At 65.4% G+C, this 9479-nt stretch carries 7 protein-coding genes; 2 read left to right on the plus strand and 5 right to left on the minus strand.

Features of this window, described 5'->3' with window-relative positions:
- Positions 1 to 100: 100 nt before the first annotated feature.
- Positions 101 to 1351 (minus strand): ROK family transcriptional regulator, encoded by a 1251-nt coding sequence (locus tag GZ997_RS12020; protein WP_343212337.1) that lies wholly within the window; start codon positions 1349 to 1351, stop codon positions 101 to 103.
- A 67-nt stretch (positions 1352 to 1418) separates the two neighbouring features.
- Here GZ997_RS12020 and xylA point away from each other — a divergent pair, with 67 nt between their 5' ends.
- On the plus strand, positions 1419 to 2600 hold the full coding sequence (gene xylA / locus GZ997_RS12025; RefSeq protein WP_162680055.1) for a xylose isomerase: 1182 nt from the start codon (positions 1419 to 1421) through the stop codon (positions 2598 to 2600).
- A gap of 107 nt (positions 2601 to 2707) precedes the next feature.
- A complete protein-coding gene (locus GZ997_RS12030; protein WP_162680056.1) occupies positions 2708 to 4186 on the plus strand; it encodes an FGGY family carbohydrate kinase in 1479 nt (492 codons plus the stop codon).
- 43 nt (positions 4187 to 4229) lie between these two features.
- Here GZ997_RS12030 and GZ997_RS12035 read toward each other — a convergent pair whose 3' ends face one another.
- From GZ997_RS12035 to GZ997_RS12890, 4 genes are all read right to left on the minus strand, one after another.
- Positions 4230 to 6122 (minus strand): DUF6571 family protein, encoded by a 1893-nt coding sequence (locus GZ997_RS12035; protein WP_343212338.1) that lies wholly within the window; start codon positions 6120 to 6122, stop codon positions 4230 to 4232.
- On the minus strand, positions 6064 to 8151 hold the full coding sequence (locus tag GZ997_RS12040) for a DUF6571 family protein (protein WP_162680058.1): 2088 nt from the start codon (positions 8149 to 8151) through the stop codon (positions 6064 to 6066). The genes GZ997_RS12035 and GZ997_RS12040 overlap by 59 nt, the downstream gene beginning before the upstream one ends.
- A gap of 45 nt (positions 8152 to 8196) precedes the next feature.
- Positions 8197 to 8538, minus strand: a complete 342-nt coding sequence (locus GZ997_RS12045; RefSeq protein WP_162680059.1) for a hypothetical protein — start codon at positions 8536 to 8538, stop codon at positions 8197 to 8199.
- Between the two features lie 90 nt (positions 8539 to 8628).
- Positions 8629 to 9479: hypothetical protein (locus GZ997_RS12890; protein ID WP_238994448.1), on the minus strand; the 851-nt coding region annotated here is incomplete at its 5' end.

Here is a 9479-nt window from a genome sequence, read left to right on the forward strand (position 1 = left end):
CTATACGGGTGGCCCGTACGTCATATCTGCCGATCTCGGTACGTAACTAGTGCCGATTTCGGTGAGGGGAGGGGGCTGTTGGGGTAGAGGAGGCGGATGGTCAGATCCAGGTCGCGGGGTCGGCGACAACCTCCTCCAGCAGCGACCAGGCCGCGCCGGTTACGGCTGGCGTCTGGTCCTGGGAGGTCGTGATCACCTGGGGTACGGACCACCGGGATGACAGCACGCGCTGCCGTAGCTCCGCCTCCAATTCAGGGCGCAGGATCTCGGCCAGTGGGGCGAGGTGCCCGCCCAGGATCACGGTGGGGATGTCCAGGACGTTGATGGCGGCGCTCAGCCCGACGCCGAGCGCCTGCGCGGCCCGGGTGACGGCCTGCCGCGCGGCGGGAGCCGCGGACTCCCATGCGGTTACCAGCTCTTCCGGCGCCGCGGCCTCGTCAAGGCCAGCGGCAGCCAGAATAAGGCGGCGCCCCGCGTAGCGCTCCACGCAGCCGCGGTTGCCGCAGGTGCACAGTGGCCCGGTGGGATCAACCTGAATATGGCCGATCTCCCCGGCGAAACCTGAGGCGCCCAACATGACTTGCCCGTCGCGCACGATCCCGGCTCCGATGCCGTTCTCGCCGGAGAGGTAAATGTAAGACGGGTCTGAATGAGGTGCTGCGGGGCGGGTGCGGCCCGCGGTGAGGGCACCGAAATTCGCCTCATTGCCCAGGCGCAGCACCAGGCCGTCGGCTTCGAGCGCCGCCGCCAGGTATCGCCGCGGATCGATCCGCTCCCACCCCAGGTTGGGGGCGCGCAGCAGGGTCTCGTGCGAAACCAGTCCGGGTAGTGCGATCGCTGCACCAACCTTGCGCGCATGCCTTACGGCGTCGAGGGCCAACACATCCGTGGCCAGCTCCGCCAGGCGGGGGAGCACCCGCGCCGGGTCGGAGGCCTCCAGGTCATCCAGCACCACTCGTTCGGCCAGTACCTGGCCTGACAGGTCTATCGCCCGCACCGCCATGCGCGAGACATTCACTTCCAGGCCGACGGCCACGAAGGTGCCCCGAGCGGGCGCCAGCGGCACGGCCGGCCGGCCGGGGCCGGATGCGGGCGACGGATCCAGCTCGGTGAGGATGCCGGCGGCGACGAGGTCATCGGCCAGCCGTGAGGCGGTGGAGCGGGTCATGCCGGTTGCGGCGGCGACGTCGGCGCGCGAGACGGGCTCGGGAGCGGCGAACACGTGGCCGGCCAGCAGCGCGAGGTTGGCGGTGCGCAAGCTGGACTGCCGGGCCGAGATAGGCGCGGCCGGCGCTTGGGTGCGGGAGGTGAGGGAGGGGGGCGACTCCGACGTCGTGTTGGCTCGAGACACGCCTTGACCATACCGCACGGCTGTGCCATAGTTGCGTCAGCGAACAAATCCGGCTCGAGGAGGAACCATGGTTCGTAAGCCCACCAAGGAAGACAAGTTCTCATTCGGCCTGTGGACCGTCGGCTGGCTGGCGGCCGACCCCTTTGGGGACACCACCCGCACCGCGCTCAAGCCCTGGGAGTATGCCGAGAAGCTCGCCGAACTTGGCGCCTGGGGCATCACTTTCCACGACAATGACGTCTTCCCCTTCGACGCCACCGACGCCGAGCGGGCGAAGATCGTCAGTAAGCTCAAGGACACGGTGGACGCCACGGGCCTGACCATCGAGATGGTCACCACCAACACCTTCACCCACCCGATCTTCAAGGACGGTGGCCTGACCAACAACGACCGCTCCATCCGCCGCTTCGGCCTGCGCAAGATCCTGCGCAACGTGGACCTGGCGGCCGAGCTCGGCGCCACCACCTTCGTCATGTGGGGTGGCCGCGAGGGTGCTGAGTACGACTCCTCCAAGGACCTGGGCGCCGTCTTCGACCGCTACAAGGAGGGCCTGGACACGGTCGCCCAGTACATCAAGGACCAGGGCTACAACCTGCGCATCGGCCTGGAGCCGAAGCCGAACGAGCCCCGCGGTGACATCTTCCTGCCCACCGTCGGCCACGCCCTGGCGCTGATCGCCGAGCTGGACAACGGCGACGTCGTCGGCCTGAACCCCGAGGTGGGCCACGAGCAGATGGCGGGCCTGAACTACACCCACGCCCTGGCGCAGGCGCTGAACGCCGGCAAGCTCTTCCACATCGACCTCAACGGCCAGAAGGGCCTGAAGTATGACCAGGACCTGGTCTTCGGGCACGGCGACCTGCTCAGTGCCTTCTTCACCGTGGACCTGCTGGTCAACGGCTTCCCCAGCGGCGGCCCCCGCTACGACGGGCCGATCCACTTCGACTACAAGCCCTCTCGCACCGACGGCATTGAGGGCGTGTGGGAGTCCGCGGCCGCCAACATGGAGATGTTCATCCAGCTGGCGGACAAGGCCCGCGCCTTCCGCGCCGACCCGGAGGCCCAGGAGGCCCTGAAGCTTTCCGGCATCTACGAGCTGGCTGAGCCGACCCTGGCCGAGGGGGAGACGATCGCCGACCTGCTCGCCGACCGCAGCGCCTACGAGGACTTCGACGCCGAGGCCGCCGCCGCACGCGATTACCACTTCGTCAACCTGCACGAGAAGGCTGTTCAGCACCTCATCAGCTGACCGCCGCTCGTACCAACAATCCAACCGAATCCGAAGATCAATCAGTGGTCGGCCGTGGGCTGGGCAACCGTCCACGGCCGGCCGGCCTTCAACGCGGAAGGAAATTCATGCCTCTCGTCGCCGGCGTCGACTCCTCGACGCAGTCCTGCAAGCTCGTCGTCCGTGACGCCGCCACCGGCGCCCTGGTCCGTGAGGCGAAGGCCTCGCACCCGGACGGCTCCGAGGTCCACCCCGATCACTGGTGGGCCGCGCTCAATGAGGTGATCGACGCCGTCGGCGGGCTTGACGACGTTGCCGCCCTGAGCGTGGGCGGCCAGCAGCACGGCATGGTGGTGCTCGACGCCGACGGCGAGGTGATCCGCCCCGCCCTCCTGTGGAACGACACCCGCAGCGCCGGCGCCGCCCGCGACCTGATCCGCGAGCTCGGCGACGGCGACGAAGCCGCCGGGGCCAAGGCCTGGGCCGACGCCGTCGGCTCGGTGCTCGTGGCCTCCCTCACCATCACCAAGCTGCGCTGGCTGGCCGACCACGAGCCCGAGAATGCCGCCCGCATCGCAGCCATCTGCCTGCCGCACGACTGGCTCACCTGGAAGCTGTCCGGCGCCACCTCGCTGGACACCCTGGTCACCGACCGCTCCGACGCCTCGGGCACGGGCTACTTCGACTCCGTGGACAACAACTATCGCCGCGATCTGCTCGCGCTCGCCCTGCGCCGCAGTGAGGATGAAGTCGCCGGAATCGTATTGCCGCGCGTAGTCGGCCCACACGAGGAGGCCGGCCGCGGCGGGGTCTTCACCGCGCCGTCTGGCGGCGAGCGGGATCTGAGCCACCTGGTGCTCGGTCCCGGCTGCGGCGACAATGCCGGCGCCGCCCTCGGACTCGGCCTGCGCCCGGGCGCTACCAGCGTGTCCCTGGGTACCTCCGGCGTGGTTGCCGCGGTCTCGGCAACTCCCACCCACGACGCCTCCGGGCTGGTCACCGGTTTTGCCGACGCCACCGGGGCCTTCCTGCCGTTGGCCTGCACGCTGAATGCCGCCCGCATCCTGGATGCCGCCAAGCAGGTGCTGGGAGTCTCGTACGACGAGTTCGACCGGCTCGCATTGTCTGCCGAGCCGGGTGCCGCCGGGCTGGTGCACGTGCCGTACCTGGAGGGGGAGCGCACCCCGAATCTGCCGGAGGCCACCGGCATGCTCACCGGCATGACGCTGACTTCGCTGACTCCCGCGAACTATGCGCGCGCCGCCGTCGAGGGGCTGCTGTGCCTGATGGGGGCGTGCGTCGACGCCGTGCGCGGCCAGGCGGTTGAGGTCGACGCCGTCACGCTCGTGGGCGGGGGAGTGAAGTGGGCCTGTGCCCGGGAGCTCGCCCCGGCCGTGCTCGGCGTACCGGTGGACGTGCCCGAGCCCGGCGAGTACGTAGCCAACGGCGCCGCCAAGCAGGCGGCCTGGGTGCTCGCCGGGGGCGAGGAGCCGCCCACGTGGGAACTCGGCCCGGTCGAGCACCTGACCGCCGAGCCGCAGCCGCAGGTGCGGGCCGCCTATGATGCCGCTGCGGCCATTGTGGCGGAATCGCAGCGGGGCGATTGAACGGTCGGAATGACAGCCTCTTGGCTTATGCGGGCCTGAGCGGTCATGATTCCGCAGTGTAAGCGCTCCCGGATCGGTGACCATGCATGTAGCCGTTGCCGAAGTCGTCGGTGATGTCTTTGAACACGTAGTCGCCGATACCGGTTTGGACCATGTCGACCCACGCGTCCACTTCGTCCGCGGCCATGGTGGGGTCGTCGGCTTTTGATAGGTCGATGGTGTGGGTGCCGTCGGGTCTGGTGACGATCCAAGTGAAGGTCTTCGCCCTTTTACCGGTGTAGTCGTTGTAGCCGGTGATGGTGTAGTCCTCGGGGTCCAGCAGGTCGGCGTTAGCGGCGTCCTGGACGGCCATGGCGAATAGTTGGTTTTCGTCTGTGGTGTGGCCGGTGATGAGGGCGTGGTTGTAGGTGCTGGTGCCGGTCTTGTTCTCGGTGAGGCCGGCGAGGTAGCTGATGGCGTAGACGGCTCGTTGGTAGGGGATGTTGATGGCGTCGACTCTTGGGTCGTAGTCGTCATTGGCGGTGCCGGGTGTGGGGCTGGTGGTGGTGTTGAGGTTGGTTTGTGCTTGGGTGTGTGCGTGGTGGGCTATGGCTTTGGCGATGGTGCTGGTGGTTTCGGGGGTGTCGGTAATGCGCCAGGCCAGGGTGGTGATTGGGGCGGGGTTGATGGGCTCGTCGTCGGCCAGCAGGTGCTCGAACCAGTTGTTGTTCTGGTCGCAGGTGGGGGTTCGCCAGGACCTGTCGGGGTTGTTGTGGTTCAAGGCGCAGGTGACCTCGGCGGGGCTGTTGGCCAGCAGGTTGGCGATGGCGGTTTCGGTGGCGGGGGTGTAGTGGTCCTCGGTGGTGCTGGTGGCCAGATACGTTATGGCTTGGCCGGCGAGCTGGTCGGCCCGGTGTCGGACATCGGTGTTGGTGCTGGTGCGCAGGGTTGTGGCTGCGGCGATGGCGGTGGTGTAGGCGGCCAGGCCGGCCTGGTCCCACTGGCGCTGGGACAGCTGCTCCAGGCGCGGCCCGCCGCCGCTGGCGGGGGTGCTGGTGAGGTAGTGCAGGGTGGTTTGGGGGTGTGCGGCGATGGCTTCCAGTACTCCGGTCAGGGGGTCGAAGGAGTAGCCGGTCAGGTAGCCGCCGATGGCCCGTTTGCCGAGGGGGGCCAGGTCGGGGTAGCTGGTGTTGGCGTAGCCGCGGTAGCGGTGGATCGTGTCGGGGTCTATGCCCGCCAGCTCGTCGGCCAGGGCGGTCAGGAACCCGGGGGCGAACCCGCCGCCGGCGCCTGCGGCGCTGCCGGCCTCCTTACCGCCGACGGTGCCGACTGGCTGGGTGCCAGTGGTGTCGGCTTGCGTGCTGGTGGGGGCCGTCAAGATCGCGTTGAGGGCGGTGATGCGCCCCCACTGGCCCTTGTCCGCTACGGATCCGGCGATGACGGCGGCTACGGACTCGCGGGTGGTTTCGTCCCAGGTGGTGGATGCCGCAGCGAGGATCCGGCCGAGCAGGCGGGCGAGTGCCTGGCCGTCGGGAACGGCGCCGGCCAGGGGCAGGCCGGCCAGGTTGTCTGGCCCCAGGGCGGTGATGAAGTCATTGGCCCACACCGGGTCAGAGGCATGCGGTGCGGCGGCCTGAACCAGGTCCCCCACCCCGACACCCCCGGTGCCGGTGCCGCGGGCCGCGTCCGAGAGCTCCTGCGCCGCCCGCCCACCAGAGGAAACCATGTCCGCGGCATCAGCGGAGACGGAAGTCCCAGACGCCCCCGTCACCGCGCCCGTGCCGGCAGCACACCCCGACGCCACCAGCCCAGCTGCAAGCACCACCGCAGCCGCCCCAAGACGGAAACGGCGACCGCAACCGCGCACAAACCAGTCGTGGCCGACCGGCACACACCCATCAGCCACCGTACTTACTCCCGGAATCATAACCGGACGTATAACTCTCATCAAAGTCATCGGTGACCTTATCAAACATGGGGTCGTTGGTTATGGTTACTGCTCTACGAGACCATGCACGCATCTGCCCAGGCACATCGACGTCTTCGCCTGCAGCCGATATATCGATACCGCGACTACCGTCCTCATTGGACACCATCCAAGAGTATGGCACGCCAGAATCAGAGGTATCAATGGTGTAGTCGTCGGGGTTTAGTAGGCCCGCGTTAGCCGCGTCCTGGACGGCCGCCGCCCACATGTTTTCCTTCAAACTCTCAGGAGCTGCTGACTCAACCTGATCGGCATCGAAATTCACTAGGGGACTCAAGACCGTGTTTGCTATAGTTAACCCGGTTTTTGCGCCTCCTGCTGTTCCTCCTGGTAGCACCGACCCTAATCCTGCTCCCGCCACTGTGGTCAGCACACTTATTGCGGTTTTAGCGGCCTGACTGTGTGCGGCCGCCTTGGAGGACGAATCGACATTAAGGGCATCCGCTTTACTGTCGGCCATCCCCGCCAAGGTACCTACCGCTTTGCTGACGTCCCGGTACGCGTTGTTAATTGCTAGGATTTGGGCGTCGGGGTCTCCTGTATTCTCTTCGATTCTATGTTGAGCTCGATTATTTGCGTACTCGCCGAGTTGGGCTGCAATAGTAGCGACAGCGTCTGTAGAGTCTGAGACTCTATAAGTCAGCTTATTAATGTCGTCCACCGATGCTTCCGGCAATTCCTTACGCCTATCTGGGTCGCCGGGCGCATCCTCCCCAACCCAGGCGCTAGTGAGTTCTGCGGGGCAGTTCGCCAGAAGTACGCCGATGCGGGCCTTTGCGTCGTCGTTGTAGATTTCCTCATCTGTGTTGGCGACCAGATAATGGATGCCGTATCCGGCCACGTTGTCGGCGCGCCTGCGTGTGGTCGGATCATCCGAGGGACGTTGGCTGGAGGCTGCGGCCAAGGCTGCGGTGAAGCCTGCGAATCCCTGCTCATCCCAGTCGCGCTTGGACAGCTCCTCTAGCAGTGTCATGTCCGCCCCGTCGCCGCTTTCGGACGCCTTGGCGAGGTAGTCGAGGGCGGCCCGGGGATTGTTGCCCATGGCATCCAGCACCCCGGCAAGGGGGTCGAAGGACTGGCCTCCCAGGTAGGGGCCGAGGTCCTTCTTGTCATAGCGGGCGGTGTAGCTGTCGGTGTTGGGGTCGGTGGCGCGTTCTGCGCGGGATTTGATGGCGTTCCAGTCGATGTCGTCTAGGCTGTTTGCCAGGGCAGTGAGGAAGGCGCTGTTGAACTCCAGATCATTGACATGGTTGGAGTCGGCGTCGTGTCCTCCGAGCATGGCGTTCAGTACGGTGATGCGCCCCCACTCGCCCTTGTCATCGACGGACTCCTTGATGATGGTTGCCATAGACTCGCAGGTCTGGTTGTCCCACGTAGTCGAGGCCGAGGCCAGTACAGTGCCAAGCAGTTCAGCCAGCTCCGTGCTGGCCTCCGGTTTCAGGTCATGCTTACCTGTGTCATCGCTGACGGTGTAGTGCTCCTGGACCTCAAACGGCAGGCTGGTGAGATTTTCCGGGCCGAGTGCGTTAACCAGTGCGGCTGCATAGGCGGGATCGCCAGAGCGCTCCCGTATGGCAGCGATGACCTGGTCATAGGTACGACCATTGGATTGAAAACCAGGCGAGCCGTCGATAATGGCTTGCAGATCGTGGGCGTCGATAGTGGCATGCGACCAGGCCGTCAAGTCCGCAACAGTGTTGATGACGGTGCCGTCCGGGACTTCACAGCTGATGCCCCCGTCGGCGGTCATACTGCCGACGCCGGAGTCGTTGACCGCCACGATCGCGTCTTTGGCCTTCGCCAGTTGGTCGGCCCTGGCGTTGACGGCGCCAATTGCGTTGTTGGCGCTGATTCGGAAGTCGGTAATATCGATGGGGTTGTGCTCGTCTGTGCATTTGTTGTTTATGCTGGTTATGGCGGAAGAGCAATCGTCGGCGAAGTCGCGCAGATCCTGGATTGCGGTTGCCAACTTGTCCGGATTCAAATACAATACGGCCATAACGTGGGGCCTTTCTCCCTGATTTCCCGGTTGCCGGCAGTGCTGTTATTGTTGTTGGCTCTTGTATGGCCAATACGCGTTGGTGTCGGTTTCGTCGATGTCTTCAAGCAGCGAGTTTTTCTCCGCGTTTATCGCGTCCAACAGATCGCTGAAAATCTTGTCGACCGCGTCAATGTCGGTCTCGGTGTCTTCGGCGGAGGTGTTCGCCAGCGGGCCCGTCCAGGTGTCGGACGAATTGATGGCCGAACTGTACTTCTGCCCCGGCGAACGCACCCACGGAGCCAGGTCTAGGAACGGTGAGTTCGTGGAGAATCCAAGTTCTCTGTTCTTTCTTGACGTGTGTTCGCTCAGGCGTTCTAGCGCTTGGCGCTTCAGGTTGGCGACCATTTCATACTCCTTCAGGTCTGTAGATCGAACAGTTGTATTGGTTGTTCCCGGGTAGCCGCGCGTGTATGCCCGATCTAAGTGGGCCCTATCTCATGGTTCGGTGGTGGGTCTGGTGTTGAGGGTCTGGATCTCGGCCACGGGGATGGTGGTGGTTGTGCTGGTGGTGTGGGTGTCCATGGTTCCGGTGGCACCGTCGCTGGCGGTGTAGTTGATCGCGTAGGACACTTTGATGTCTACCGGGGTGACGTTGTCCTTGAAGTGGGCGCTGGAGCGGTTGAAGATGATCTTGCAGTCGGTGCCCTTGGCGTCGTTGTCCTCACTCCAGGGAATCCCGAAGCTGGTGCACTTGGCGGTGCCGTCCTTGGGCTGGAGCGTTAACCACTTCGCGGTGGCGGTGATCGTGGCGGTAGTAGACCCCGCTGTAGCCGTCACGGTCACTTCCTTGGGGGTGTCGCCGGTGGCCCACACCCAGGTATCCCAACCCACGATCGTGGCCTGCATGTCCCCGACCATGGGGTTGTAGCCGATCGTGGCGGTCGGGATCGTCACCGCATCCCACGCAGCCTGAGCCAGAGTCGCCCCGTCTATCTCGGGCTCCGGGGCAGCCTGGCCCGCGGGCACATACACCGGATCATGCTCGGCCATGTAGGCATCTTCAATCTCAGCAAAGTCGCGGTCATCGTCCTCAGCCATGTACTGCTCCAAGCAGGTCGGGACATACCAATGGCCCTCGGTATCGTCCGCATAGGACTCGTAGTCGGGGAAGTGAGTCTTGTACTCGTCCAAGGAGCCGCCATGGATGAAGCGCAGGTACTCAACGGCCTTCCCCGACTCGATCCACTCCACCCGCTCCGCCCCGGTATCACTGCGCTCATACCAGCACACCGGATGCACGCTCGCGGTCACCGACTGCGACCACGACACCACCCCACCACCAGGGC

Origin of the sequence: Actinomyces sp. 565, assembly GCF_010365615.1 — a bacterium.
Taxonomy (GTDB): Bacteria; Actinomycetota; Actinomycetes; order Actinomycetales; family Actinomycetaceae; genus Actinomyces.

Coding starts and splice junctions, on each gene's coding strand:
- xylA (WP_162680055.1), top strand. CDS start 1,419: ATGGTTCGTAAGCCCACCAAGGAAGACAAGTTCTCATTCGGCCTGTGG.
- GZ997_RS12030 (WP_162680056.1), top strand. CDS start 2,708: ATGCCTCTCGTCGCCGGCGTCGACTCCTCGACGCAGTCCTGCAAGCTC.
- GZ997_RS12035 (WP_343212338.1), bottom strand. CDS start 6,122: ATGACTTTGATGAGAGTTATACGTCCGGTTATGATTCCGGGAGTAAGT.
- GZ997_RS12040 (WP_162680058.1), bottom strand. CDS start 8,151: ATGGCCGTATTGTATTTGAATCCGGACAAGTTGGCAACCGCAATCCAG.
- GZ997_RS12045 (WP_162680059.1), bottom strand. CDS start 8,538: ATGGTCGCCAACCTGAAGCGCCAAGCGCTAGAACGCCTGAGCGAACAC.